Here is a 26,158-nt window from a genome sequence, read left to right on the forward strand (position 1 = left end):
CCTGCGAGCCGATGGACAAGAACCGGACCCATCCCCAGCCCTCCCCGTCAACGGGGAGGGAGTTTGTAGCAGGGCGAGTGCAGTAGGGGCGCACGGCCGTGCGCCCCTACATGCACCTGAAAGGGTGACGGTGATGAACCGGAGATAACGATAACCGTCCCGTAGGGGCAGGCCTTGTGTCTGCCCAATCCCGGGGCATGCCCGATTATGGGGCAACCACAAGGGATTGCCCCTACACTTCTCGAACCGCCCGGTGCGGACCCGCATGCCGTGTGGTGTGGGAGGGGATCGGTCAAATTGACCGCCCCCTATCCCAATTCGGGCCTCTGTAAGCCCATTCCCAAGACAACCCTGCATAGAAAAAATTTTGGACCTTCTAGCTTTTGTCCTTATAACATGTGTCTCCTGATTACACTTTTTCTTATAAGGAGTTTTCAGAACACCCTCTCTAAACCGGTTGACAAGTTTAGTATAGCTTTTTATGCTATGAATTGATTTCGTCAGGTGCGGAAACGCTTAAAAGGGAATCCCGTGAAAATCGGGAACGGTCCCGCCGCTGTGAACGGGGACGAAATCCGGAAAAAGCCACTGTCTCGTTAAAGCGAGATGGGAAGGCTCGGAGAGTAGGATGATCCGTGAGTCAGAAGACCTGCCTGACGGAGAGTGGCCCGTTGGAAACCGGAACATCCAATGGGCGCAGAGTTGAGGGCGAAGAAGCTGGGTGCAGACCTCAGAATTGAGAATTTGTTCTGAGGTCTTTTTTTTGTCAATAAGGAGAGCCAAATGGATGTTCAAGCACCTGGTGGTAAGAATTGTCGCCTTTTTGTATTTTTTGCTCTTTTTTACATGCTTTGCTGGAATGTTTCTGTAGTTTTCGCAGATACTGTTCAAGAAGACCTTTTTACTCACAAGACGTCAGTTCATTTCGCTAAGTGTTTTAACATCACTTACCACAACACTTATAAAAAGCTCGAAGTGAAAAACCCCTGGCGAGGAGCCAGAGAAGGTTTTACTTACATACTTGTTCCAGAAGGGCAAGCTATACCAAAAGATGTTCCTTCTGGAGCTATCATTGTGACAATACCGGTAAAAAAAGTAGCGCTTCTTTCCACCACATTTGCCGCCTTTTTTCCCATGATAGGTGTGGAAAAGTCTCTGGTTGGAATTGGCTCTCCCGAATGGGTTCACTCTCCAGAGATTCTTGCTCTGATAAAAGAGGGTCACATCGTCAAGGTTGGTAAAGGACAGGGAATGGGGCTCAAATTCGATGAAGAACGCCTTGTAGCTCTTAAACCTGACATCCTGATTCTTTACGGAACAGGCAATCCCGCTCTCGATCAACATCCAAAACTTATCGAAGGAGGATTCAAGCCAGTTATCGTGGCTACCCATATGGAGGCTCATCCACTTGGAAGAGCAGAATGGATCAAATTCCTTGCGGCTTTTTTCAATAAGGAAGCAGAAGCCGATCGAGTTTTCGATGACATAGTTGCTAGATACAAAGCTCTAGCCGATAAAGTTAAAAATGTTTCCTATCGTCCCACGGTTTTTTGCAATGCTCCCATTCGCGGAACCTGGCATATTCCCGGTGGGGAAGGATATGTTTCAAAATTGATACATGACGCTGGAGCCAGGTATCTCTGGGATGATGATCAATCTACAGGCACTTTGACTGTAGCTGTCGAAACTGTTATCGAGCGTGCCCGTAATGCCAATTTCTGGCTCGGTATTATCATGCCTGTTCGTTCTCTTGATGAATTGCGAGCAATAGACGATCGCTTTTCCGTTTTTGAAGCTTTTCGGAAAGGAAACGTCTTTAATAACGATGTGAAAGTAAACTCCGCCGGGGGAAACGATTTCTGGGAAACAGGAGTGGCTCGCCCGGATATCGTAATTGCCGATTTTATCAAGATCTTTCACCCTGAAGTGTTGCCGGATCATAAGCTTATTTGGTATCGGCAGTTGCCTTCAAAAAGCGAAACCTTGCAGTGAGAGGATCGATGAGCAGGTCCAATGGTTTAATGTGTTCGCCAATGTCGGTAGAGACACATGGAAACTCATCCTTAAAATCGATCAAGTGGTTTTTTCTCGGAGCTTTGCTTATTTTCATCTTTCTGCTGGAGCTTTGCCTGGGATCTATAATGATCCCTTTGAAAGACATTATCTTGAGCTTTGTAAGTCCTTCAGAAGTGGATGAAAAATGGCGAGAGATCATTTTTATTTTTCGGCTTCCTAGAGCCATAACGGCGGCTTTTGCCGGAGCCGCTTTAGGTATGGCAGGGCTTGAAATGCAAACGCTTTTCCGAAACCCGCTAGCAGGACCTTACGTATTGGGCATCAACTCTGGATCCAGTCTTGGGGTTGCTGTTTTGATTTTGACAGCTTGGAACTTTGGACTGCCAGCGATTTTTTCTAAAACAGGTTTTCTTGGCAACATAGCCATTGTTTTAGCTTCGATTACGGGAGCTGCTGTGGCATTCGGCATAGTGATCGCCTTTTCTAGACGAGTCCAACAAAGTGTTACGCTTCTCATTATTGGGCTTATGATAGGCTACATCAGCAATGCCTTTGTTGATGTTCTCCTTCAATTTGCCGCAGAACATCAGATGCAGCGCTTTATTACCTGGACTTTTGGTTCCTTTGGGGGAGTTACCTGGTTGCAGTTGAGAGTGTTCATTCCGGTGACCCTTTTAGGGCTATTGCTTGCTGTTCTTATGATGAAACCTCTCAATGCTTTGCTTCTCGGCGAAGAATATGCCCGGAGTATGGGAGTAAATGTCCAGCGAACCAGGGTCATTGTAATCTCTGGAAGTTCCCTTCTTGCGGGAGCAGTGACAGCTTTTTGTGGTCCAGTAGCGTTTATCGGTATTGCCGTACCTCACTTTTGTCGTCTGATCTTTCGAACATCAGATCATCGTGTGCTGGTTCCCGGTGTATTATTCGTAGGGGCCATTCTGGCGCTTGCTGCCGATTTTATTGCTCAAGTTCCGGGAAGTCGTGTTGTGCTACCACTTAATGCTGTTACTTCTATCATCGGTGCACCGGTAGTGATCTGGGTAATTATGAAGCGAAGACAAAATCTGGAGGTTTAATAGCATGTGTGGAGTTCTGGAAGCCAGAAAGCTTACCATTGGCTATAGATCCGCTAAAGGTCGCAAATTCGTGGTAGCTGATGAAATAGAAGCTAGCTTGAAAGCCGGTGAATTTGTATGTCTTCTTGGACCAAACGGCGCCGGCAAATCCACTCTTATTAAAACTCTTGCTGGAATCAACAGACCTCTTTCGGGCGAGGTGCTGATTGACGGAATGCCAATTTCTGCCATTTCATCTAGAGAGCTTGCTCGCCGTCTTAGCGTCGTGCTGACCGACAAACCGGCCATTGGGCTTATGACCGTCTTTTCTGTTGTTGCTCTGGGACGATATCCTTACACCGGTTGGACTGGAAGCCTCTCACCCAGAGACGAAGAAATAGTCTGGGAAGCTATAAAAGCTGTAGGAATAGAAGAACTTTCAAATCGGCTGGTGAGCGAACTAAGCGATGGAGAGCGACAGAAGGTCATGATTGCTCGAGCTCTTGCTCAACAACCTCGTGTGATGATACTCGATGAAGCTACGGCTTTCCTTGATCTTCCACGGCGAGTCGAACTGGTTCTTTTACTTCGAAGGCTTGCTCATGAATCCAACATCGCCGTTCTTCTTTCCACTCACGATCTTGATCTTGCTCTCAGGGGGGCTGATCGTCTGTGGATTCTTCCCAAAGGAGAAACCTTGATAGATGGTATCCCTGAAGATCTGGTTTTGAAGGGGGCTTTTGCTTCCGCTTTTAACGGTTCTAATGTCATTTTCGATTGCCATTCGGGCACGTTTGTCTTTGAAAGCCCATATCTGGGAGAAGTAGCCTGCGAAGGAAACGGTGTCTTTGGTGTCTGGACTCGTAGAGCTCTCAGCAGGGCGGGCTATAAAGTTGTTTCACGTGAAAAGGCATTTCTCAGGGTGGAAGTCTCGGACGAAAAAGGCTCGGAAGCGTTATGGCGAATTTATTGCGGGGAACACCCAGAGCGGTTCGCTCGCTCGCTGGAAGAACTGCTCCTGCATTTAAATTCTATCCGAGATGCAGCCTAAAAGCGCTAATGACCCCGTGACAGCGGCAGGCTGTGGCTATAATTAAAGATAAAGTGTTTTTCTCTATTGAGTCGTATTTTTTGGGAGATAATATCAGTTTTTCAAGATATTTTAGTCCTTCCATAAGATAAAGGGCTGGATACCCTCCTACACCTGGCGCAAGTTGAAAACTTCTAAAAATTAGAGCTGACCTTGTCTCGGGGATTACTTTAGCGATCACTTCGTAAAGATTTCCGGGTCTTGGTTTTCCGGTATGAGTGCATTTTTCTGGAGGTTCGGGGCAGTTGTCCGGGCAGATGAAGGAAGCAATACTTGCAAAGAGCAAATCATTTCGTCCTTCCAAAACAAATGGATTAGGAAGCCTTGCTCGCAATTCCTCTGGTATGGAATCGGGACTAATATCGTAGCCTTTTTGTTTGAGTTTCTTTACAATCCATTCGCCAGCGACATGAACGGGAATGGCTGGAATAATCCATGTATCGGGCTGGGCAATTTTTTCATATTGGGTAAGCACTTCCACGCCGTCGCCTTTGATTGTTCGTATCGGTGGACTATATAGCGCTTCTTGTTTTTTGATGATGTGGTGTAGGTTGGATAGAGATTCATCTGAGTCATCCACCACGGTGATGTAAGCGTTAGGGTATTTTGCTGAAAGGCGTTCAAGAGCCCTTTTTCCGAAGGCCCCCGCTCCAATTATGAACAGATCTTTTGTAGAAATTTCCGGTTGTATGAAAAAGGTCTTTATGGTAGCCATTTGACGGAGTCCCTCCAACAAATGTGCTAGATTTTACACCGCTCAGAGCGAGCGAGGCAAAGTTCTAGGAAAGGAAAGAAGTTATGAGCAATTTTTTCATGATTTTCGAAAAAATTGCCGAAGAGCGAATCAGAGAGGCAATGGAGAGAGGAGAGTTTGACAATCTCTCTTGTAAAGGTAAACCTGTAGAGCTTGAAAATGACAGCCATATTCCACCGGAACTTCGTATTGCTCATAAAATTCTCAAAAACGCTGGATGTCTTCCACTTGAAATGGAACTTAAGAAGGAAATTAAAACCACAGAAGAGCTTCTTTCCGGCATTAAGGACACTCAGGAAAAATATCGGCAGATTAAAAAGCTCAACTATCTTATTCTTAAGCTGAACATGATGAAACGCACGTCGCCTCTCCTTGAAGAGGGTCAATATTATTACGATAAGGTTCTCGAAAAGGTTGCTCCCCCTCGTAAAAAAGACGATCCAGATCGGGAATCCAGCACTCTCTAGTGGATTAGGTGTTGAGCATGTTAACGGTTGAGTGATAGATGCCCGCCGCATGACTCGCCTTTACTGATTTTGTCCCTTTGGTTCAGTTTCTCCAGATGTTGGCTCTTTTTCTCCGGAGAACCGCTTGAGTCTCTCCTGATAGAGTTTCTGCCGCATTTGAATGCGTTCTATAAGCTGGGAGAATGCACTTTCTAGCGATGGAGCCATCACTACCATGTCTTCATATGCAATAATGAGGCGTTTTAATTCTGGAATTGTTACCCCTGTTGTGGCTTTTAGATAAACCGGCTGAATGTAAATGACAGATCCCGCATAGGGCAATATGATAATGTTTCCTCGCTCAACTTCGGATCCAATCTGGTTCCAGAGAGTAAATTGCTGAGAAACAGCCGTATCTTGATCAATAATAGCGTCAACCTGAGAGGGACCATAAACTTGAGTTTCTTTCGGGAATGCCAGAACTGTTATTTTCCCATAACGTCCGCCCTCAGAAGATACAGTTGCAATTGCTCTCAGAATATCCAGACCTTTGGGGCTAAAGGGTTGGATGAGCAGGAATTCCGTATTGTTTGGATCGAAGATATTTAGCGTAAGGTAATAGGGGTGGATTGTTTTTTCTGCACCTTTTCTAAAAGTTCTGGAAAAACGCCATGAGTCATCCTGCTTATAAAAACTTTCCGGGTTGGTTTGATGATAGCGGGCAAACATAGCCATTTGAATCTCAAATATATCCTGAGGGTATCTGATATGGGGGCGTAATTCTTCATCCATTGAAGAAATGTCTTTGAAAAACCCCGGATAGGCTCTACGGTATGCCTGAATAACAGGATCTCTAGAATCAGAGATGTAATAATTTACAGAACCATCGTAGGCATTAATTACTATTTTTACGCTGTTTCGAATGTAATTTATCGTTTCACTAAAGGGTTCCGCATTTGGATAACGGTTAGAAAAGGTGTAAGCATCCTGGATCCAGAACAACTTACCTTTGGCAACAACTACATAGGGGTCTCTATCAAGTCCAAGATATGGAGTAAGTTTTTGGGCAATTTCTACGATGTTTCGCCTGAACATTATTCGTGATTCTTTTGTGGTGTTTGTAGTGAAGAATAGGTTGCGATCTTTGAAATAAATGGCAAATACAGCTTTTCTCAAAATTGATGTTAGGGGCACTCCCCCTGTGCCTTGATAACTTTCTGTTGAGGTAATTTCTCCTTGAGGATAGCCGACTTCGCCGAGTTTATTTGGAACGATTGCATAGGTATAGTTTGCTTGTCCGTAATATATGGAGAACTGATTCAAAGCAAATCCATAGGATGATCTGGGCGGAAGGTCTCTTATGAACCATGTTATTGGTTCTTCTCCGCCTTGAATGGCTGGAGTGATAACAACTCCATGGCCGTGAGTATATTTCATGTGAATGTTAACCCAGTTTTTTGCGCTTTCAGGAAGTTTTTCTATTGAGAGTTCTCTCGGGGCGATGAAGACCTGCTGAGGAAATCCACCAACGATGTATCGATCAACATCTACGCTGGTAAAGTCGTAGTAAGGCCTTAAGCCCTGAAGTTGTTTGTAAACGTCGTGGAGAAGGTCTTTATCCCAAACGGGAATGTTACGCAGGATGTTTTTTATCTCTTCTGTTTTTTCTAGTATCCCTCCATTTTCAGGAGGTTTATATTCTCGTATCTCTGCATCTCGAATATTGTAGGCTTCCAAGGTTGCTTGAATAGAGCGTTTAATGTAGGGGAGTTCCTTGGAAAGTTCATTCGGTTTTACGATATACTTTTGAACTCTGTCAGTTATAAAGTTCGATTGCAACAATCCATAGGATAAGGCCGCCAGAATGAGCAAGGCTCCAAGTTGCTTCCATGCTTTTCCTGAGTTAAAGAATATAACAAGGAATATACCCCCTAAAGCTATAAATATAGTTGTTAGCCATATTAGAGGTAGCTTAACGTTCATTTCTACGTAACCTGGGCCATAAAAAGTCGAATGACTGCTGGTGTAAACAAGTTCATACTGGATTATCATGAGATGCCATATCGCTATGAAAGCCAGGCCTGCAAGCAAAATACTCAAGTGAATTCGAACCGGTTTTGGAAAAGCAAAACGATCGAAGGTTCTTTTAAGAAGCCTTATTTCTAAGGCATAGAGAACAAAAGTTGCAGCAGTAAGTATGATAAAAATGATGGCAAATCGTTTTTCTATCAAACGATAAAAAGGAAGCGAAAAGATATAAAAGCTTATGTCCTTTGAGAAAGTTGGATCCTTTATGCCGGACGGGGTTGAGAAAATAAAGAGAAGAACCTTTTCCCATTCCTTGAACATAGGGTAGGCAAGGATTATAGCCAGAATCATGGCAAGAGGAGTGTAAACTCTTAAAGACCCATAGCGGAATTTTTCGACAATTTGCTTTATTCGACGTTGTTCTAACGCACCGGATTCCGGTTTTGCCTGTGGTTTAGTGAGAACTCGTGATGTAATCCAGAAATTAAGAAAAAAGACTGCGAAAAAGATAACTGTAGCTCCTGAAAATATAACGTATCGATAAATTGCTCTCTGCCAGAAGTATTTGCCGTAGCCTAAAGAGTCAAACCACCAGGAATCTATAACAAAGTCCATGAACAGAAAATGGAAACAAACATATCCGATAGCGATTAACAGCAAAATAAGTAAAACCCCGCCAAACTTTTCTTTGAGCCGTTGAACCATCTTTGTCCCTTTCGCTTGGATTTTCCAATCAAAATCAAACTTAAACAAACCCTAATGGGTTTCACATGATACCTTTAGGCAGTTTGAGTAGGAAGTCAACAATGAGAGTGTTCGAAAATTTTTTCCATCCAGGGTTGTCCTGGCAATAGTAGGGGCACGGCATGCCGTGCCCCTACTATCATCTTGGGAGGGACGGCGTCCTTGCCGTCCGTTTTTGGATATCTACCAATTCGCTTTGTTATTCGTTCCTCTCGGTAACTTTCCTTCATATTAACAATGACCACAGGGAAGCGTAAAATTTGCAATGCATTGGTCGCCGAGGACGGCGACCCTCCCAATATCCTACCGCCGTCTTTGGTCAAACTGACCGCACCTATCCCAAGCCTGAAGAATCACATGTTGGATTGTTTGTTAGATACCTGCGTCTAGAAAGGTCTTTCATGTTGAGTTCCATCCCTGCGTTTTCTCTGGTTTATGTCACTTTACCGTCCCATAATAGAAATTTTCGGACACCCTCCGTCAATAATTGACTTGCCTTTGGATGCAGTCCTGTGATTTGGTTTTAGTGTTTACGGGTTGCTTGCGTAAAAGGAGGTAAGCCATGTTAAGCAAGGTGTCTGAGTCTATAGGATTTAAATTTGAGCCGGTTGCTATTGTTTGGTCTAATGAAAAACCGGCATCAGCGGCAGAATTTAAAGAAGGTAAATGGGGTTGCGTTATGTGGATGCTCGCTCGTGCTGCTAAAGGGGGCACGGCGGTCTTTAGCGAAAAAACCTATGGTTGCTGGGGAGGGGGCGTTGGGCTTGGCTTTGGGAATCAATATATTAAATTCCCCGGTGGTATAGACGGATTTTGTTATTTCCTTTCGGTGGGAAATGCTCATTGGGAACCAGGAAAAAAAGTGGCCGATGAGATTAAACAATTCGTTTCCGAGGAATTTCTTGAAGATTTTCTGGAAGGCGAAAGATACTTAAAATCTCCCGAACTTGTTAAAGACTTTCTCGATAATCTTCCGATGATCGAGGTGCCATCCAAGTATGTCATTTTTAAGCCTCTCAGAGACGTTAACCCAGCTGAAGAAACACCGTCTGTGGTGGTGTTCCTTGCATCTCCCGAGGAACTTTCAGCCCTCGTGGTGCTTGCCAATTACTATAGAAAAGGCTTTGAAAATGTGATTATTCCCTTTGGTGCTGGTTGTCAGACTATAGGTGTTTTCCCTTATAGAGAAGCCGCTTCTGAAAATCCTCGAGCTGTTGTTGGATTGACCGACATTTCAGCAAGACTCTACTTAAAAAAACACCTTGGTAGAGATATCCTGTCTTTTGCGGTTCCGTGGAAGATGTTTCTGGAAATGGAAGAAAATGTTAAAGGAAGCTTTTTAGAGCGTGGAGTATGGGGACGCCTGAGAGGTAAAGAATCTGGATAAAATGATGATAGGAAATTAAACCATGAGCGTTTTTTCTAGAGAAGAACGAAAAGTTATTTCAATTCTTCATGTTGGTATGCCCTGGAGATTTCTCTCAAGGTATGTGGGATCTCTACTACAGGAAGGGATGTCTGTTGAGATTGGTATTGGTGGCGAGGAGTTGGATGGGCTTCCCAGAAAGGTATTTGCCGAAATGGCTAAAATTCTTAGACAAAAAGGTATTCGCTACTCTATTCATGGACCCTTTTGGGATCTCTGTCCCGGCAGTATTGATCCTATGATAAGAAATGTATCCTTTGTTCGACTCCACCAGCTTATGGATGTTTGTGAACTCATGAAACCCTGCCAGGTCGTATGTCACACGGGTTTTGATCCTCGCCATCATAGGGAGCATGTCAGCGAATTTATTGAACGTTCTCTGCCTCTTTGGGAAAGTATGGCAAAGAGAGCAGAACACATTGGTTGTTCTATAGCTATTGAAAATGTCTGGGAGGAGAATCCCGATATCCACTTGAGGATAATCAGAACAATCGATTCTCCCCACTTAGGTTTTTGCCTCGATGTGGGTCATAGAAACTGCTTTGCTAAAGCGCCTCTTATGGAATGGCTCGATAGCCTCATGCCCTACTTGAAAGAAGTTCACATTCATGACAATGACGGTTCAGAAGATACTCATTTTCCCCCCGGGACTGGAACGGTAGATTTTAAGGGACTTTTCAACAAGCTCGCAGAAAACAGACTTTATCCTATTCTTACTCTGGAGGCTCATCGAGAAGAACATTTTTACGATAGCGTTAAAAATCTTGTTCGCCTGATTCCTTCGGATTTTTTAGAGAAGTAGCGTAAAGTGCTTGCGAAATAACCCTTAAGGCATTAAAGAAATTTGGCGACAAAGGATTAGGGAGTTTAGCAAAATGGCGATTGTTGAGGTAAGTATTGTTCCTTTAGGAACATCTGATACAAGTCTAAGTAACTATGTAGCAAAGGTTCTTGAAGTGGTTGAGGAAAGCGGTCTTCAGTATGAACTTACCCCCATGGGGACAATATTGACCGGATCGTTAGGTGAGATTTTTCCAGTAATTTCCAGGATGCACGAACGATGTTTTGAAGAAGGAGTTCGTAGAGTTTTAACACTTATAAAAATTGATGACCGCAGAGATAAAATGGTTAAGCCTCAGGATAAAGTATTCTCCGTTAGAGCAAAGCTTGAGAAAAGAGGGGAGTAAATATGGCAGAACCTTTAAACGAAAAGATGAAAAGCCTTGTTGAATTTCTGGCTAAGTCTCTTGTGGAAAAACCAGGCGAAGTAGTGGTAGAGTCAAAAGAAAGCGAAAGGACGGTTCTTGTTGAACTCAAGGTAGCATCTGAGGATCTTGGTCGAGTGATCGGAAAGGATGGCCATACGATAAATGCTATACGAGTTGTTCTGCAAACTGCTGCGGCAAGCTACGACAAAAAGGTCAGATTAGACTTATTGAGCTAAAGGGGGAAGGAATATGATAGGTAACCATCCTGAATTGCCTGCAAAGGACACTCGAGCTTTTATAGATCCTGAAAAGCTTCCTTTTCGAAGCACAGCGGAGATAAGTGATAAGGCTGGAGGTGTCATCGGACAGGAAAGAGCTATAGATGCTATTCTTTTCGGCATAGGCATAAAAGAAGATGGCTACAATATCTTTGTGGCCGGTGCACCCAAAACGGGTCTTACTTACATAGCTAAAACCTTTTTGGAAGAGCAGGCAAAAAAGGAACCTACACCACCCGATTGGTGTTATGTTTATAACTTTAAGGAGCCCGATAAACCCAAGGCTATTAAGCTGGCATCGGGTAAGGGAAAGGAACTAAAAAAGGATATCCAGGATCTTATAACTACTCTCCAGCAAAAAATCCCGGAAGTTTTCGATAGCGATGATTACAGATCAAAGGAGAGCGAGCTTCAGCAACAGTTTGAAGAAAAAAGGCGAGAAATTATTGAAAATCTTTCAGAAACCGCCAGAGAAGAAGGTTTCATCCTGCAATTTTCCCAGGTTGGCATGATGATTATTCCAGCTCGCCCTGACGGTCAACCGATGAGTCAGGAGGACATAGCTCATCTTACGGATGAAGAAAGAAAGCATCTACGAGCCAAAAGCGAAGAGCTTCAGGAGAAAATGAAAGAAGCTATCCGCAAAATCCGAGAACTGGAGAGCAAGTTCAGGGAAAAGCGGGGCAAACTCGATAGAGAAATCGCCATGTTTGTCGTGGGACAGCTTGTGGAAGTTCTTCTTGAAAAATATCACGACGAAAAAGATGTAATTGAACACCTTAAGGCAATGCAGGAAGATATTGTAGAAAATATCGATGATTTCAAAAAGAAATCCGAAGAAGGACAGCCGCCTCAGATCTCACCCTTTACTATGCCTTACCGAAATGGGGTGATGAAACGATACGATGTCAATGTTTTTATAGACAATTCGGAACTTAAGGGGGCACCCGTAGTTATAGAATCAAATCCGGCTTATCCCAATTTATTTGGCACGATTGAGCGACAGGCTTGGTTTGGAGCTCTGTTTACCGATTTCACCATGATTAAACCGGGAGCTCTTCATAAAGCCAATGGTGGTTACCTGGTTATGAAGGCTCTCGATCTTTTGAAATGGTATATCTCCTGGGAAGCTCTTAAACGAGCCTTGAAAGATAAGGTTATTCGGATCGAGGACCTGGGTGAACTCTATGGAATTTTCAGCACTCGCACCATTCGCCCCGAGCCTATACCTCTTAACGTTAAGATTATTTTGACAGGTGACCCGTGGCTTTACGAGTTGCTCTATATTTACGACGATAAGTTCCAGAAGCTCTTTAAAGTCAAAGCGCACCTTGACACATCAATGGATAACAATGGATCTAACTTAATGCAGTGTGCCAGGATGCTGGCTAATTTTTGCGAATCCAACAATTATCGTCACCTTGACAGCACAGGTTTTGCTCGCCTCCTGGAATACAGTATGGAAAAGGCTGAAGACAAAGAGAAACTTTCTCTTGAAGTGGGAGACATTAGTGACCTCGTTCGGGAAGCCAATTATTTCGCCAGCTTGGACGGCTCGGAATTAATAAGAAGAGAACATGTTCAAAAGGCAATCGACAAGCGAATCTACAGATCGAATCTCATCGAAGAAAAAGTCCGGGAAATGGTTGAAAAGGATATTTTCTGGGTTGAAACCGACGGTTACAAGGTTGGTCAAGTTAATGGACTTTCTATTCTTATGACTGGGGATTACGAATTTGGAAAACCTAACAGGATTACCGCCACAGTGTCCATCGGAAGAGAAGGGGTTATTGCGATAGAGCGAGAGTCAAGGCTGAGTGGACCTATACATACCAAAGGTGTAATGATTCTTACTAATTTCCTTAAAGAAAGGTTTGCCCAGAATAAACCTATCTCACTAACCGCAAGTTTGTGTTTCGAACAAAGTTATGGGATGGTTGAAGGAGACAGTGCTTCAAGCGCTGAGTTATACGCACTCCTTAGCGCAATATCCGGAGTGCCAGTTTATCAGGGGATTGCTGTAACCGGTTCGGTTAGCCAGAAGGGTGAAATTCAACCTGTTGGGGGAGTTACAAAGAAAATCGAAGCCTTCTTCCACATCTGTAAAGCTAAGGGACTTAATGGGAAGCAGGGTGTTATTATCCCCGAGAAAAACGTGCGAAATCTGATGTTGAAGGAAGAAGTGGTAGAAGCAATAGATAAGGGCCTGTTCCACATATGGCCTATAAGTAGAATTGAGGAAGGAATTGAAATTTTGACGGGGATGAAAGCGGGGGCGCTACTACCCGACGGCACATACGAAGAAGGATCGTTTTTCAGGAAGGTAGATGATCGACTTAGAGAAATGATAGAAATCGTTCGGAAATTTGGCAAAGAAGAAGAAAGCCAGAAAGGGGAATCCAGAGAAGACACTTCTGGATGCAGTGGATGTGGAGCTTAAACCGATAGTCTAGAGCGGTTTCCTGGATGGGGACATGCTGTAATGTGTCCCCTACCGGGTCTATATTTTTAGGCTGCATCTCCATTCTTTGAGCCGTATTTCCGGAATAAATCTTGGTGGATGTGAAAAAGGAGTTGTGACGGCTTATGTCTTGTTCGGCTGTTAATTCTTGCGAGCCTTCGGGAGAATGTAAGGGAAAGGTTACAAAGGCTTTAATCATCGCAGCAGGTAAAGGATCACGGTTTGGGAAAAGAACCAACCATGTTCCTAAACCTCTTATTCCAGTAGGAGGAGTGCCTTTAATTCTTCGCACAATCTATACTGCTAGAGAAGCCGGTGTGAAGGATTTCGTGGTTGTGACAGGCTTTCTCAGCCATGAGCTAGAAGCCTTTCTTAAATCTAGAAGTCCCGAGGATGTTACGGTTCGCTGTGTTTATAATGATCAATGGGAAAGGCCTAATGGCTGGTCAGTTTATAAAGCAAAGGATGAATTTCAGGAAAATGATCGGTTTTTCCTGATGATGGCAGATCATGTTACGGAGCCGACTCTTATAAAAAGGCTTGCTGCTAACTTTCTTCCTGATAATCATTGCAGGCTTGCTGTGGATTTTGATCCTTCTCGAGTGCACGATTTGGAAGAAGCTACCAAGGTTTTCGTCGATAAACAAGGTCTGATAAGACGCATTGGCAAAAAAATTGATGAATTCAACGGGGTAGATACAGGGTTTTTCCTCTGTTCTAAGGTGGTTTTTGATGCCCTTGAAGAGGCTTTGCAGGAAGGCAAAGAAACCCTTTCCGATGGTATTCAAAAGCTTGCTGATAAGGGCTTTATGGAAAGCGCTGATGTTGGATCGGTCTTTTGGCAGGATGTTGATAACGAAGAAGATCTAAGACGAGCAGAAGATTATCTCTTCAATGCCTTAAAGAGTAAAACAGATAGCTGGCTCACAAGACATATCAATCGTAGAATTTCTCTGGCTATAACAAAGCGGCTGGCTGACCTGCCCATAACTCCAAATCAGATTACGGTAATCAACTTTCTTATAGGTCTTGCTGGGTGTATTATGATTTTTGAGGGCACCTATCTATCAATTATTCTAGGGTCTATAGCCTTTTTGTTTTCTTCTATTTTTGACGGCTGCGACGGAGAACTGGCAAGACTTCGTTTCCAGAAAAGCCGCCTCGGTGCATGGCTTGATGTGACCACTGATAACATAGTCCACTGGGTATTGTTTACTGCTTTAACGGTCGCATCTGTAAATAGATTAGGTTTTTTCCCTTACGGCTTGTTGGGAGGATTGCTGCTTCTCGGAAGCTTTCTTTCATTTGTTTTTACCTGGTTTGCGGTTCCACTAAAGAATGAGTCTGAACCTGGACTTTTATTTTCGGAATCAACTTTGAAAGATGTCATTACGGCCAGGGATACCGTTTCATCCCTTGTTGACAAAACAGCCAATCGAGATTTTGCCTATCTTCTTGTGATTCTTGCGATTGCTGATCGAATTCACTGGTTCCTTGTCCTGGGAGGTGTAGGAGCTCCACTTTTCGCTATGCTTCTTTATAAACGTTTGGTTTCGAGGAAAAGATAATGAGTGTAAACAAAGCTGTAATTCTTGCTGCTGGTCAGGGTAAAAGGCTTTTGCCTTATACTAAAGATCGTCCCAAATGCCTTCTTGATTTTGGTGGTAGAACTCTAATAGAGATTCAGCTAGCCGCATTCGAATCATGTGGCATTAAGGATGTAACTGTTGTTGTTGGATATAAGAGCGAGCGAGTTAGAGAGATTCTGGGTAATAGAGTGGTATATGTGGAGAATGAGGAATACGAGAATACATCCAGCATGTATTCTCTATGGCTTGCCAGAGAGACAGGTTATCAGGGCTGTATAGTGCTAAATTCTGATGTTCTTTTTCATCCTGACATATTACGAAAGCTTCTCGCTTGTGAAAGCCCCAATGCGTTAGCTATGGATTTTCATGCTAATCTCAATGAGGAGGAAATGAAAGTTCGAGTGGAAGGTAAACGTGTAAGCGGTTTGAGCAAAGCGTTTAAGGATGCCGACGGGGAAAACGTAGGAATGTTAAAATTTGATGCTGCTGGATGGGATATTCTTATGAATACGATCGAGAAACTTCTTGCCCAGGGTCATTTGAAGGAAATGGTTCCTTTTGCTGTAGATACCATCGCTTCCGGGTGTTTTATAGAAGCGGTGCCGGTGGAGAGACTACCGTGGATAGAAATCGATTTTCCTGAAGATTATGAGAAGGCTATTAGAGAAATTTATCCAGTTATAGAGGCGAATCTTTTTCATCGTGGATGATGGAGGTGTAAAGCTAAATGACAGGCAGAAGGATTGCTGGTTTAAACATTCTTGTTTTTTTATGTCTTACAATATGCTTTCTAGTTGTTGCTATGGGAGAAGGATGGGGAGGTGACGAAGAAGATTTCCCTATAAAACCACCAAAAAAGTATCCTTACTCATATCCAGACCGTACTGTTATTGGATCTTTACAGTATCACATCGTTAAAGATAAGGAGACGCTACTTGATATTGCTAGGAAATACGGCCTTGGCATAAATGAACTTCAGCTACTTTACGCTTCTATGGATCCGTGGGTCCCTCCAAAAGGGCTTAAGGTCATGATTCCTGCAATGTGGGTCTTACCTCCTATGCGTTACGGGGGTATCGTTCTTAATATTCCTGAATACAGACTTTACTACTTTAGACCCTCGGAAGGAACTGTGCAAACCTACCCTGTGGGGCTTGGGGATGAAGGATGGGAAACGCCTGTTGGTATTTACAAAATTCAGAGCAAAAGAGAAAATCCCACGTGGTATATTCCTCCTTCGCTTCAAGCTAAATACGGAGCTACCACAATGCCTCCGGGACCCGATAATCCTTTGGGAAAATACATTATGAAGTTTGCCCCCATGTATGGCATTCACGGAACTCACATGCCGTGGGGAGTTGGCAGGATGGTTAGCCACGGATGTATCAGAACTTATCCGGAACATATAGCTGTTTTGTATCCTCAGGTTGCTATTGGGACTCCAGTGGAAGTTATCTACGAACCGATAAAGATCGGAACGCTTGATGGTCGAGTATATGCTGAGATTCATCCGGATATTTACAAGAAAATCAAGGACTTTAATGACTACGCTGTAAGATTGCTAGAATCTCATCCTCTTAAAGAAAAAGTGGACAAGTCAAGATTTATGACTGCTGTATCTTTGCAGAACGGAATGCCAATGGATGTAACGAAGGATGGAGATGGTGTTATAATGTCTAACGTGTTGCATTAAATATGGTCTTTATATAATTTACCACTGTTTCTGCAGGGATAGCCAGACTGCAAATCTCATTTAATTTACATTTCTTTTTCAGGCATGGGCTGCAGGGCATAGGAACCTGGCAGGAAGCGTGAGTTGATCCAGAAGGGGTGTATTTAGCCGAATCCGTTGCTCTGAAAATGGAAACTGTAGGAATACCAATTAGCGCTGCAAGGTGAAGTGGTCCTGTGTCAGGACCTATTACAATAGATGTGAGAGATAGTGCTCCTATTAAGGATTTAATATTACCCCCTTCCCATATGATGGGGGACAATAACGAGCAGTTAGACCCTTTTCCATGATTAAGTCTAGATAAACTAAGAATCTTCTCAGCAAAGAGCCGTTCTTTTGGGGATCCCCAAAACATAAGAATTCTTCCAATGCCGTCTTTATAAAGAAGTTCCAAGCACTCACACCACCGTTTTAAATGCCACATCTTGGTTTCACGTGTGGTGCCGGGAATAACCCCGATCAAAGGCTCACCGTTCCAGCCTTGCCTTTTTAAAAGCATCTCCTGATGCGATCTCTCATTAGCATCGATGATGTGATCAAGATGTTTATTCCAGTAGGTCATATTGTTTCCGGGGGTTGGTATCTCTATGTCTTCCAGGAACTTACCTACAATGTGCAATATCTTCGTTCTTATGGGCTGGATAGTTCCAGGAATAGAAACTTTTCTGTTTGTAGCAAAAAGATTCGGAAATTCCCTAACTTCCGATCTAGAAAAACCATATCTTAGACGCGCTTGGGAAAGTATGGTGAAAATGGCACTTTTTATATTGCCCTGAAGATCTAAAGCCACATCGTAAGCTTGACTTGCCATCGTCCGACTTAAATGAATAAGAACTTTCCGAGCTTTTACAGGATGACGCCTTATTGTTCTGGTATCCACCGGATAAACACAATTTATAAGGGGATGGGCGGCAGGGAGTTCCTGAAAGCGCTCCTCCACCACCCAGTCTATTTCGGCTGCGGGAAGATAACTTTTAATATAGTCCACAACAGGTAAAGCGTGGACAATATCCCCAAGTGCACTGAGCTTAACGATAAGGATTTTCATAGTTTAAGGTTCGAGTAGCTTCCATGCTCCTTTTTCAACTTTTACTATAACTAGAGAATCCGTCCCAAGCCCGTTATGATCTTCTTGAGTTAGATTATAAATGCCACTCACACCCACATATCCTGTGATTTTTTCTAGCTCGGATCTTATCGCTTCCCGATCTACTCCGGCTTTCTTCATCGCTTGAGCAAGCAGCATGAGAGCGTCCCAGGCGTAGCCTGAATGAGTGTTAATGGGATATTGTTTGTCGTAATGATACACATCTTTGTAAAGTCTTATAAATTCAAGCACGACTGGTTTTTGAGGATCAGTATCTGGAAGTTGATCTGCAACCATCAGCCTGGTTGATGGCATTATAGTGCCTTCCGCAGCATCCCCGGCTAGTTCAATATACTTGGGATCTGGCTGTCCATGGCACTGGAAAAGCGGCATTGAAAGATTCAGTTGTTTATAATTTCTAGCTACCTTCCCACCTGCCGGCCCTATGGTCCAGCATATTACGGCTTCAGGATTACTTGCTTTGATCTTGGTAAGTTGTGTCGTCATGTCCGGATCGTTTACATCAAAAGATTCTACGGCGACAATTTCTATACCGTATTCGGGAGCAATCTCTTTAAGCCACATCAATCCGTCTCGACCGAACCCATCTGTAGCATGGATAATAGCAACCTTCTTGATCCCTTGCTTTTTCAAATAACCGTAAACCTTTTTGACCGCTACAGAAGTTCTCTGGGGTGTTTTGAATGTCCATTTATAACTTCCAAATTTACCCCCCGCTATAACCGGATCACCACCGATGGTCATTACTGTTGGTATTCCTTTTTCTTCAATGTAAGGTTTTATTGCCATTCCGCTGTCTGTTCTGGTTGGTCCGATAAGAGCGATGGCTCCTTCCTGTTCCACGAGTCGCTTAGCTACCATAAGAGCTTTAGTAGGATCGCTTTCCGTGTCGCCAAAAACAAGTTCTATAGGTCGTCCGTTAATTCCGCCTTCTTTGTTAATCTTGTCGGTTACCATCTGTGCAACCAGTTTAGTGGGTGTGCCTATTGAAGAGGCAGGTCCGGAAAGAGCAAAAAGAGCCCCAATTTTTATAGGTTCTTTACGATCCTTTCCTTCTTCGGCAGAAAGTATGCCGAAGGAACAAATGATTGCCCCAATCAAAAACAACGTAAGACATCCTAGGATCTTTTTTTTCATCTTTTTCCTCCTTTTTTGGGAGTTCTTACTGTTGAACTTTTTTCACCGGTAAAGGAACCTACCGATGAGATGTGCTCTACCCGGATCCAGGATTATTCAAAAAACAGAGAGCCCACGGATAATTTTGCGCTCTCTGCGTTTTAGTTACCGTTACCGTTAAGATTACGATGATCAAAGACTCTTTTACTTTTTCTATCTGTTCGAGGAAGTGTTCCGTAATCCAGAATCTCTACATCGGCTCGAACAAGAAGATGTCTTCGGATGGATTGAGCTATCGTTTCTCTGATTAATGGATCCTTTTCTTCTGGGATCTCCGGCGCTCGTTCAACCTTAACAAGCATCACGTCTCTTCCATCTTCTCGATGATATAAGTGGATCTGGTATTCGCTTCCTATTCCGCTTATCTGAGAAAGCACATAATCAATCTGCCCAGGATAAATGTTTACCGCTCGGAATATAAACATATCGTCAGAACGCCCCAGGATGTGATCGTGACGTGGGAAGGGGGTTCCGCAGGGACAAGGGTCTGGAATCAACCTTGTAAGGTCTCTTGTGCGGTATCTGATAAGGGGAGCAGCTTCTTTTCGAAGCGTTGTCACAACCATTTCTCCTACTTCTCCAGGTGCAACGGGTTCAAGAGTTTCTGGATTCAGAATTTCCAGAATGTAATAGTCTGCCCAGTAATGAATACCCTGGTGAACCATGCACTCAAGACCCGTTCCAGGACCGTAAAGCTCTGTCATCCCAGGAATATCGAATAAGTGTTCTACTCCGGTTAGTTCTTGGATTCGCTGTCTCATTCTGGCACTGTGACGTTCTGCTCCGAAGATTATTTTCTTCAGGGCGATTTTATCCCGTATGCCTCTTCGGTGTATTTCTTCTGCCATAAGAAGAGCCATGGAAGCCGTGGCACAAAAAACGGTCGATTGAAGATCCACAAGCATCTGACAGTGAATTTCTGCATTGGCAGGTCCTACGGGAACAGCCATTGCGCCAAATCGCTCGCAACCGTTTTGAAACCCAACTCCAGCCGTCCATAAACCATATCCTACGGCAATTTGAACGCGATCATTACGGGATAAGCCAGCCATCTGGTAGCATCTGGCGAACATATTTGCCCAATCGTCGATGTCCTTTTGAGTGTAACAAAGTATTTTTCTTTTTCCCGTTGTCCCGGATGATGCATGAACTCTAACAATCTTATCAAAAGGCACAGATCTAAGGGGAAAAGGATAGCCTTCTTGTAGATCATCGGTTGTTGTGAAGGGCAGTCGCCTAATATCGTCAAGACTTTTGATGTCTTCCGGTTTTACTCTGGCTTCATCGAGTCTTTGTCTATAAAAGGGCGAGTTGTTATAAACATGTTGAACCGTCCATTGAAGTCCTCGAAGTTGAATTTCTTTAAGGTCGCTTTCTGTAAGCTTCTCAGGCATGAAGTTTGGACTGTCCATGGATTCTTGATCCTCCTGCTTTTTTAGTTGATTTATCTCATTTCAATTCCCCAGCTCCAGATGCACATCGTAATATACTGCTTGGTGGCACAGGAAAGACTAACGCCTTTTTTTGATGTCCGAGATAAGCTTCGATAACTTCTGAATTATTGAAAATTTCTGTGGGAGAACCATCAGCGATCACCATTCCCTGGTGAAGCACAACCACCCGATTCGCAAGGCTTGATACCAGGTCCATATGGTGATCGATAAGAACAACACCGATACCGCACCGAGCAATCTGGGTAATTAACCAACTAATATCGGATTTTTCCATACTGCTTAGTCCACCTGCAGGTTCGTCAAGAAGGATAAAAACCGGGCGTCCCGCTATGGCTCGAGCTATTTCCAGAAGTTTATGTTCAAAAAGGGATAGAGTTTCTGCGCAAACAAAAGCCTTTTGGCGTAGCCCGAACATATCAAGCAAGCTCAGAGCTTCTTCTTCGTAAACTCTGATTTTCTTTTGAAAAGAAGGAAGCATCATCATGCCCGCTACAACGTTTTCCTGAATATCTTTGTGCATGCCTATAAGAACGTGTTCTAAAACAGTCATACCATGGAAAATCTGACTTACCTGGAAGGTTCTTCCGATCTTTTGGGCGATAATGTGAGTTGATTCTCGATTGATGGATAGAACTTTCCCATTTTCTAAAAGCTTTATGTTCCCCTCTTTGGCTTCCACCATAGCACAGATTACATTTAGAAGGGTTGTTTTGCCTGCGCCATTTGGTCCTATAATTGCGTGGATTCCCTTAGATGGAAATTCAAGCGTGATGTTATGAAGAACTCGCAACCCGCCGAAGTTTAATGATACCTGTTCAAGCTTAAGTAGCGCATTTGAATAGCCACTAGACGGCAAGATCTTTTCCTTTTTATTGGACATCGCTATGCGGTCGTCATCGTTGAATATAAGAGACTGTTGTGTTTCAGTTCTTTTAGAAAGTTTTTTTAAGGCTGGCACAAGTCCTTCGGGACAGAAAATCAGCGTTCCCATAAGGATGGAGCCGTAGAAAAGAATGTGTAAGTCTTCGAGTTTATGTAGAAATTCTGGAAGCAAGGTAAGAAAGGCTGTCCCTAGTATGCCTCCCCATACATCGCCCATACCGCCAAGCACAGACATGGTTAACCATTGCAAGGATGTTAAAATTCCGAAGGTTTTTGGACTGATGAAAGTCATGTAATGAGCATAAAGGACACCGGCTATACCGGCGTATATAGCGCTAATTACAAAAGCGAGTGATCGATATGAATGAACCGGCACACCTGATGCTTCCGACGCCACTTTGTTCGCTCGAATAGCTCTGAAAGCCCTCCCTATCTTTGTTCTTTCTAGGTTGATGGTTATCCATATTAGGAAAATAGCAATGCTCCATACGATCAGGAAAAACTGACGATCATTTTCTATGTGGAATTTGCCTAGAGAAAGCCTCGGAATTCCGCTGAAACCTGATGGTCCTCCAGTTACGGACTCCCATTGATTCATAATTATCTGAACCACAATGTTGAAACCAAGCGTAGCCATAACCAGATAATTTCCTTCCAGGCGGAGCGTGGGAATTGCAATTAGAAGTGCTATAAGGCTTACGACGAGAAGGCTGAGACTGCAACTTAACCAAATAGGCACGCTGTAAGTTGAAGAAAGTATAGCTGATAAATAAGCAACAATTCCCATAAAGGCTGCATGCCCTATGGAAACTTGGCCTGTCGCTCCTATAAGAATATTCAAGCCGGTTACGGCTATAATATTTATGGCGAGAATATTAGCGGTTGTGAAAATATAGTCGTTTTTAGCGGTAAGCCATATAAGTCCAAGAAGTATTGGAAGAATTAGAATCAATGATCGACGCTCCAGCATAGGAATGCCCTCAGACTCGATGAGTTCTAGCTTCACCTATAATACCAGTAGGTTTGCAAAACAAGATACCCAAAAGCACTACGAAAGCTATTGCGTCTTTGTATGTGGAAGAGATTAGACCGGCTCCTAGAGATTCCATAAGCCCGAGAGTTAGCCCTCCAAGCACCGCACCTGGAAAAGATCCAAATCCTCCAAGCACCGCAGCCGCAAAACCCTTGAGCCCAAGCATTAGCCCACATTGGTAGCTCATCGTCGTAAGCGGTGTGACCAAAATACCAGCCACTGCACCCAAAGCTCCACTAAGCCCAAAGGAAAACATTACGAGGTTTCTCACGGGAATTCCAATAAGCGCCGCCCCTTCAGGATATTCGGCTATGGCCCTTATAGCTTTGCCTAGACGGGTGTGATGGAAGAAAAAAGAGAGAAGCAGCAGAAGAGTTCCTGCTACGCCAAGGATGAAGAGAGTTTGAGGAATAATTGATGCGTTTAGTATCCGAATTGGTTCGTATCCGCCGATGGGTGGAAGCGTTTTAGCATCTTTGCCCCAGATAAGCATGCTTGTTCCCTGCATAAAAATTGACGCTCCAACAGTGAGCATCACCAGAATTAAATGATTTTTGGATTTTGCCTTACGAAGAGGACCATATTCTAAGAGAAAGCCTACGGTTGTTACTAGCCCGATCGAGGCTATAGCTCCAGCCCATAGCGGTAACCCCTGTTCTTGAGAGAAGGAGATTGCAATAAGGGCTCCAAGCATGACAAATTCGCCCTGGGCAAAGTTAACAATTCGAGATGCGTTATAGATTAGAGAAAAACCTAATGCGATAAGAGCGTAAATGCTACCACTTGTTATGCCGGATACGATGTATTGAGGCAGAAGGGCTAATTCACTGATCATGACTCTCGAGCCCCGATCTCTATAGCTTTAATAATGCCTTGGTTTTGGTCTTCGCCTTCCTTCTTTAACATTTCTATAAGATCATCTGGGGAACAGAACAAATAGCCCTTTGCTGCGGCAAATCCGATGAGAATGACATTTGCCATGCGGTGATTTCCCATCCTGGATGCAACGGATGTTGCGTCAAAAACGATCATGCTAGGCGGTGTGCTATCAGAAATGACCGGACTGTTGCAAATAATAATACCCCCTTCTTTTAGGAGATGTCTGTAAGGTGGAATGCTTTCCGGATGTAGAGCTATCAAAATGTCGGCATTACCCGACTGAATTAAAGGACTCCAGAATCTTCCATCTTTGTTTTGTGCATCATAGACCTTTATATGGCTTACTACATTGCCTCCACGTTGAGCCATTCCATGAGTTTCTGATGCAAGCACTGAAAGACCTTTGAAAACGGCCGTTTCTGTTATCAGTTTTGTAATGAATACAACCCCTTGACCGCCAAAACCCGAAATGACAATCTGTTGTTTCATAAACTTTCTCCTGGGTTGTTTACCCTTTAATAAGGAGTATTGTTCATTTCAACACTTCGACTTCTTCTAAATTTTGCGTCAACTCAATGATGCCAGTCCACCAAACGGGCAAACTTCAATGCAAACTCCACAGCCCACACAGAGCAATTCATTGATCTTCACCGGTTTTTTTCGTCCCTGACTTTCAATTGCAGGGCATTCAAACCTTCGAACACAGAACTGGCAGCCTCGACACTTGTCCGTAACCTGTACTTTAAGACCAGTAATTTTGTTTTTCTGCCGCCTGTCAGTAACACAGGGGCACTTAGCTATAATGACCGCAACACCCTTTTTCTCTTCAAAGGCGTAAGTGCCCGCTTTTCTGAGAGTTTCCATCACGCTTTGCAGGTCGTAGGCATCCACTGTTTCCAGGAAAGATACGCCGCAGGCTTTTACCATTTCTTCAATGGAGATTTTTGGAGTTTCTGAAAAAGTTTCCGGAGTGGGTTGATGACCCGTCATTGCTGTTGTTTTGTTATCTAGTATTACTAACACAAAAGAAGCTCCATAGGTTACCGCATCAACAAGGGGAGCAATGCCAGCATGAAAGAAGGTAGAGTCCCCTATGGTAGCTATTATGGGCGGTATAGAATCCCCTTTTGCTGAAAAAGCTCTGTAAAACCCTATAGCCTGCGATATGGATGCTCCCATGCAGAGCACTGTATCGACAGATCCAATGTTAAGCCCAAGAGTATAACATCCAATGTCACTTGGGTATATCCCTTTGGGAAAGCATTTTCTGATGGCAAAGAAGATTGATCTATGGCCGCAACCTGGACATAGAGTTGGGCGTCGCTGAGTAGCTTCGGAAGGGATAGTTGTTCTTTGGGGCAATCTGAGCCAGGAACTGATTATGCTTTCAACCTTGTCCGGTAGAAGTTCCCCTTCTCTGGGAATATGCCCTGTTTCTCTCCCCAGAACTTTGATTCCATTTCTTATCTGGAGTTCTATAACGGGATAAGTTTCTTCTATCACCAGGATTTCCTCAAAATTGGAAAGTTGTTCGAGCAGTTTTTTTGAAATGGGGTAGGGCATTAATACTTGAAATATTGGAATCTCTTCCCACAAACCAAGAGATGTTAGCACTTCACAAACGTAAGATGTTACTATACCGGAAGAAACAATGCACCGCTTTGAACGACGAACTCCATTAATTTCGTTTAGAACCCTGAAGGTTTTTAGTGTCTCGTTTTTAGATAAATCTTCTATCTTTTGGTTTAGAGCTTTATGAAGGATGAATCGGAATTTAGGTGTTGCTGCCCATCGTTGAGGATTTTTTTCAAAATGAGGTAGGTTTTGTGGGATAGAAAAAGATTCTAAGATTACATCCTGCCTGGCGTGGCACACCCTTGTGGTGGGTCGAAGCATAACCGGAAGTTCTAATTGTTCTGAAATTTCGAAAGCCTTTTTAACCATTTCTTTAGCTTCTTGGGGAGATGCTGGATCCAGCACGGGGATTTTGGCAAACATGGCAAAGAACCGGCTGTCTTGTTCAGTTTGGGAGCTGTGAGGACCAGGATCATCAGCCGAGATGATAACAAATCCGCCTTTAGTGCCCGTGTAAGCGCTACTCATGAGAGGATCTGAAGCAACGTTAAGCCCAACCTGCTTCATCATTACGGCTGAACGGAGTCCGGTATAACTTGCTGCTAAAGCTATCTCAAAGGCTACCTTTTCATTTACAGACCATTCGGCGTAAAAATGATCGAGATGATGGTTCTTTTTTATACGAAGAAGGGTATCGAGTATTTCCGATGCCGGCGTTCCTGGATAAGATGTTGCTACGGAACAGCCTGCTTCAACAAGCCCATAAGCTATAGCTTCGTTTCCTAAAAAGACTTTTCGATCTGCCACTTTTACACCTCTTTCTTGAAAATAAAAAAGCCGTGAGCGGGTGAGCCGCCCACGGCGCCTTGTCATCTCCTAACTGCGGCTACTGGTGGGCAGTCCTCACCCCCTTTATGTCACACCACCACCAGCACCACCAGAAACTTTCCTTTATGGTTGCTTTGCTAAATCTCATAGCCTTTTTGCCCCTCTTAAACTGCTATTTCGGAATTCTTGTTAGCAAAAATTCACAACTGGGTCAACTTGAAATAAGAGGGTGTTTGAAAACCTACCTTATAGGGTGGCAAAGTAACATAAACCATAAAAAAACGCAGGGATGAAACTCAACGTATATGATTCACCAGATAATTGTAGGGGCACGGCATGGGCGTGCTCCTGGAGGTGAAAGTCCTCCCGTGAGTTGATCACAGCGAGCGAAGGGAA

Annotated in this window: 21 protein-coding genes and 1 riboswitch; of the genes, 12 read left to right on the forward strand and 9 right to left on the reverse strand. The window is 43.7% G+C overall.

Annotated features, from left to right (window positions below; genetic code table 11):
* Window positions 1–485: 485 nt before the first annotated feature.
* Window positions 486–672, forward strand: a riboswitch (cobalamin riboswitch).
* Between the two features lie 111 nt (window positions 673–783).
* From WHS38_11525 to WHS38_11535, 3 genes are read left to right on the forward strand one after another with little or no spacing between them, the layout of a single operon-like run.
* Window positions 784–1,992 carry an ABC transporter substrate-binding protein gene (locus WHS38_11525; protein ID MEJ5301607.1) on the forward strand — a complete coding sequence of 403 codons (1,209 nt, stop codon included), beginning with the start codon at window positions 784–786 and terminating at the stop codon, window positions 1,990–1,992.
* An 8-nt stretch (window positions 1,993–2,000) separates the two neighbouring features.
* Complete coding sequence (locus tag WHS38_11530; protein MEJ5301608.1) at window positions 2,001–3,092, forward strand: iron ABC transporter permease; 1,092 nt, start codon at window positions 2,001–2,003, stop codon at window positions 3,090–3,092.
* Between the two features lie 4 nt (window positions 3,093–3,096).
* Entirely contained in the window at window positions 3,097–4,122 is a 1,026-nt protein-coding gene (locus WHS38_11535; GenBank protein ID MEJ5301609.1) for an ABC transporter ATP-binding protein, read from the forward strand.
* Here the strand turns inward: WHS38_11535 and WHS38_11540 are convergent.
* Window positions 4,103–4,876, reverse strand: coding sequence for a hypothetical protein (locus tag WHS38_11540; protein MEJ5301610.1), 774 nt, complete (start codon window positions 4,874–4,876; stop codon window positions 4,103–4,105). The two genes, WHS38_11535 and WHS38_11540, sit on opposite strands and share 20 nt — an antisense overlap.
* An 83-nt stretch (window positions 4,877–4,959) precedes the next feature.
* Here WHS38_11540 and WHS38_11545 point away from each other — a divergent pair, with 83 nt between their 5' ends.
* Window positions 4,960–5,382, forward strand: a complete 423-nt coding sequence (locus tag WHS38_11545; GenBank protein MEJ5301611.1) for a DnaJ family domain-containing protein — start codon at window positions 4,960–4,962, stop codon at window positions 5,380–5,382.
* Window positions 5,383–5,442: 60 nt separating this feature from the next.
* On the opposite strand, the gene WHS38_11550 is transcribed toward WHS38_11545, so the two are convergent.
* Window positions 5,443–8,094 (reverse strand): UPF0182 family protein, encoded by a 2,652-nt coding sequence (locus WHS38_11550; GenBank protein MEJ5301612.1) that lies wholly within the window; start codon window positions 8,092–8,094, stop codon window positions 5,443–5,445.
* A 601-nt stretch (window positions 8,095–8,695) separates the two neighbouring features.
* Between WHS38_11550 and WHS38_11555 the strand changes: the two genes are divergently transcribed.
* From WHS38_11555 to WHS38_11590, 8 genes are all read left to right on the forward strand, one after another.
* Window positions 8,696–9,520, forward strand: a complete 825-nt coding sequence (locus WHS38_11555) for a DUF169 domain-containing protein (protein MEJ5301613.1) — start codon at window positions 8,696–8,698, stop codon at window positions 9,518–9,520.
* A 22-nt stretch (window positions 9,521–9,542) separates the two neighbouring features.
* Window positions 9,543–10,361, forward strand: a complete 819-nt coding sequence (locus tag WHS38_11560; GenBank protein ID MEJ5301614.1) for a sugar phosphate isomerase/epimerase — start codon at window positions 9,543–9,545, stop codon at window positions 10,359–10,361.
* Window positions 10,362–10,434: 73 nt separating this feature from the next.
* Window positions 10,435–10,746 (forward strand): MTH1187 family thiamine-binding protein, encoded by a 312-nt coding sequence (locus tag WHS38_11565; protein MEJ5301615.1) that lies wholly within the window; start codon window positions 10,435–10,437, stop codon window positions 10,744–10,746.
* Between the two features lie 2 nt (window positions 10,747–10,748).
* Window positions 10,749–11,003, forward strand: coding sequence for a KH domain-containing protein (locus WHS38_11570; GenBank protein ID MEJ5301616.1), 255 nt, complete (start codon window positions 10,749–10,751; stop codon window positions 11,001–11,003).
* Between the two features lie 13 nt (window positions 11,004–11,016).
* Window positions 11,017–13,485 (forward strand): ATP-binding protein, encoded by a 2,469-nt coding sequence (locus tag WHS38_11575; protein MEJ5301617.1) that lies wholly within the window; start codon window positions 11,017–11,019, stop codon window positions 13,483–13,485.
* 146 nt (window positions 13,486–13,631) lie between these two features.
* On the forward strand, window positions 13,632–15,074 hold the full coding sequence (locus tag WHS38_11580) for an NTP transferase domain-containing protein (protein ID MEJ5301618.1): 1,443 nt from the start codon (window positions 13,632–13,634) through the stop codon (window positions 15,072–15,074).
* On the forward strand, window positions 15,074–15,805 hold the full coding sequence (locus tag WHS38_11585) for a phosphocholine cytidylyltransferase family protein (GenBank protein ID MEJ5301619.1): 732 nt from the start codon (window positions 15,074–15,076) through the stop codon (window positions 15,803–15,805). The genes WHS38_11580 and WHS38_11585 overlap by 1 nt, the downstream gene beginning before the upstream one ends.
* A gap of 17 nt (window positions 15,806–15,822) precedes the next feature.
* Window positions 15,823–16,788 (forward strand): L,D-transpeptidase family protein, encoded by a 966-nt coding sequence (locus WHS38_11590; GenBank protein ID MEJ5301620.1) that lies wholly within the window; start codon window positions 15,823–15,825, stop codon window positions 16,786–16,788.
* Here the strand turns inward: WHS38_11590 and WHS38_11595 are convergent.
* The 7 genes from WHS38_11595 to iorA form a co-directional block, all read right to left on the reverse strand.
* Window positions 16,772–17,875, reverse strand: a complete 1,104-nt coding sequence (locus WHS38_11595; protein MEJ5301621.1) for a glycosyltransferase family 9 protein — start codon at window positions 17,873–17,875, stop codon at window positions 16,772–16,774. The genes WHS38_11590 and WHS38_11595 overlap by 17 nt on opposite strands.
* Window positions 17,876–17,878: 3 nt before the next feature.
* The gene (locus WHS38_11600; protein MEJ5301622.1) at window positions 17,879–19,072 is read right to left on the reverse strand and encodes an ABC transporter substrate-binding protein; all 1,194 of its coding nucleotides are present in this window, start codon (window positions 19,070–19,072) and stop codon (window positions 17,879–17,881) included.
* A gap of 140 nt (window positions 19,073–19,212) precedes the next feature.
* Window positions 19,213–20,523, reverse strand: a complete 1,311-nt coding sequence (locus tag WHS38_11605) for a phenylacetate--CoA ligase (GenBank protein ID MEJ5301623.1) — start codon at window positions 20,521–20,523, stop codon at window positions 19,213–19,215.
* Window positions 20,524–20,560: 37 nt separating this feature from the next.
* Entirely contained in the window at window positions 20,561–22,417 is a 1,857-nt protein-coding gene (locus WHS38_11610) for an ATP-binding cassette domain-containing protein (protein MEJ5301624.1), read from the reverse strand.
* Between the two features lie 10 nt (window positions 22,418–22,427).
* Complete coding sequence (locus tag WHS38_11615) at window positions 22,428–23,315, reverse strand: branched-chain amino acid ABC transporter permease (protein MEJ5301625.1); 888 nt, start codon at window positions 23,313–23,315, stop codon at window positions 22,428–22,430.
* Window positions 23,312–23,848: a 2-oxoacid:acceptor oxidoreductase family protein gene (locus tag WHS38_11620; protein MEJ5301626.1), complete on the reverse strand. Its 537-nt coding sequence runs from the start codon at window positions 23,846–23,848 to the stop codon at window positions 23,312–23,314. Before WHS38_11620 ends, WHS38_11615 begins: the two co-directional genes overlap by 4 nt.
* A 78-nt stretch (window positions 23,849–23,926) precedes the next feature.
* Window positions 23,927–25,741 (reverse strand): indolepyruvate ferredoxin oxidoreductase subunit alpha, encoded by a 1,815-nt coding sequence (gene iorA, locus WHS38_11625; protein MEJ5301627.1) that lies wholly within the window; start codon window positions 25,739–25,741, stop codon window positions 23,927–23,929.
* Window positions 25,742–26,158: the final 417 nt, after the last annotated feature.

Source organism: Thermodesulforhabdaceae bacterium, from assembly GCA_037482015.1.
Lineage (GTDB): Bacteria > Desulfobacterota > Syntrophobacteria > Syntrophobacterales > Thermodesulforhabdaceae > JAOACS01.

Excerpts from the sequence above, each read along its gene's own strand:
- WHS38_11575 (MEJ5301617.1), top strand. The coding sequence starts at position 11,017 with ATGATAGGTAACCATCCTGAATTGCCTGCAAAGGACACTCGAGCTTTT.
- WHS38_11600 (MEJ5301622.1), bottom strand. The coding sequence starts at position 19,072 with ATGAAAAAAAAGATCCTAGGATGTCTTACGTTGTTTTTGATTGGGGCA.
- WHS38_11525 (MEJ5301607.1), top strand. The coding sequence starts at position 784 with ATGGATGTTCAAGCACCTGGTGGTAAGAATTGTCGCCTTTTTGTATTT.
- WHS38_11555 (MEJ5301613.1), top strand. The coding sequence starts at position 8,696 with ATGTTAAGCAAGGTGTCTGAGTCTATAGGATTTAAATTTGAGCCGGTT.
- WHS38_11580 (MEJ5301618.1), top strand. The coding sequence starts at position 13,632 with ATGTCTTGTTCGGCTGTTAATTCTTGCGAGCCTTCGGGAGAATGTAAG.
- WHS38_11565 (MEJ5301615.1), top strand. The coding sequence starts at position 10,435 with ATGGCGATTGTTGAGGTAAGTATTGTTCCTTTAGGAACATCTGATACA.
- WHS38_11595 (MEJ5301621.1), bottom strand. The coding sequence starts at position 17,875 with ATGAAAATCCTTATCGTTAAGCTCAGTGCACTTGGGGATATTGTCCAC.
- WHS38_11570 (MEJ5301616.1), top strand. The coding sequence starts at position 10,749 with ATGGCAGAACCTTTAAACGAAAAGATGAAAAGCCTTGTTGAATTTCTG.
- WHS38_11550 (MEJ5301612.1), bottom strand. The coding sequence starts at position 8,094 with ATGGTTCAACGGCTCAAAGAAAAGTTTGGCGGGGTTTTACTTATTTTG.
- WHS38_11560 (MEJ5301614.1), top strand. The coding sequence starts at position 9,543 with ATGAGCGTTTTTTCTAGAGAAGAACGAAAAGTTATTTCAATTCTTCAT.
- WHS38_11610 (MEJ5301624.1), bottom strand. The coding sequence starts at position 22,417 with ATGCTGGAGCGTCGATCATTGATTCTAATTCTTCCAATACTTCTTGGA.
- WHS38_11545 (MEJ5301611.1), top strand. The coding sequence starts at position 4,960 with ATGAGCAATTTTTTCATGATTTTCGAAAAAATTGCCGAAGAGCGAATC.
- WHS38_11605 (MEJ5301623.1), bottom strand. The coding sequence starts at position 20,523 with ATGGACAGTCCAAACTTCATGCCTGAGAAGCTTACAGAAAGCGACCTT.
- WHS38_11620 (MEJ5301626.1), bottom strand. The coding sequence starts at position 23,848 with ATGAAACAACAGATTGTCATTTCGGGTTTTGGCGGTCAAGGGGTTGTA.
- WHS38_11530 (MEJ5301608.1), top strand. The coding sequence starts at position 2,001 with ATGAGCAGGTCCAATGGTTTAATGTGTTCGCCAATGTCGGTAGAGACA.
- WHS38_11535 (MEJ5301609.1), top strand. The coding sequence starts at position 3,097 with ATGTGTGGAGTTCTGGAAGCCAGAAAGCTTACCATTGGCTATAGATCC.
- WHS38_11540 (MEJ5301610.1), bottom strand. The coding sequence starts at position 4,876 with ATGGCTACCATAAAGACCTTTTTCATACAACCGGAAATTTCTACAAAA.
- WHS38_11615 (MEJ5301625.1), bottom strand. The coding sequence starts at position 23,315 with ATGATCAGTGAATTAGCCCTTCTGCCTCAATACATCGTATCCGGCATA.
- WHS38_11590 (MEJ5301620.1), top strand. The coding sequence starts at position 15,823 with ATGACAGGCAGAAGGATTGCTGGTTTAAACATTCTTGTTTTTTTATGT.
- WHS38_11585 (MEJ5301619.1), top strand. The coding sequence starts at position 15,074 with ATGAGTGTAAACAAAGCTGTAATTCTTGCTGCTGGTCAGGGTAAAAGG.